Here is a 458-nt window from a genome sequence, read left to right on the forward strand (position 1 = left end):
TCGTGCGGCCCGGCAGAGCCGAATTTGTTGCAACGCAATCGTGGTTAGCGCAGCTATACCGGATAAGCAAGTGTCGGAATCTATTTTCGGTGCATTGTCGCATGATTTGACAAAAGCGTCACAAAGGCGCTGCGAAACGATTGAATTTGCAGGGATTGACCGATCTATCCGATTTTTTCAAAGTAGACGATGGATGGCGGATTTCGTTCGACCAGCGCCTTGCCTTTTGCGCAGGGCTGCCTCGGCGTTTCTGCAGCCGTTCAGTCGTCGTCCGAGCCGGAGAGGTGATTGTTCACCGAAGCCTTCACCAGATGCATGTCGTCGAGCAGCACCTTGATCGCCGCGGGATCGACATCGGCCATCATGTCGCGCAGCCATCCTTCATGGGCGGCGGCCATTTCGGCGAAGAATTTCTCGCCCTTGGCGGTCAGCTTTGCGACGGTGACGCGTCGGTCGCC

The 458-nt window shown here is 56.3% G+C and carries 1 pseudogene; it reads right to left on the bottom strand.

What is annotated here, in order from left to right:
• Positions 1-260 precede the first annotated feature (260 nt).
• Positions 261-458: pseudogene (locus AC1D0P_RS29305) on the bottom strand (hypothetical protein); the annotation flags it as partial.

This window comes from Polaromonas sp. P1_G2, assembly GCF_056405515.1.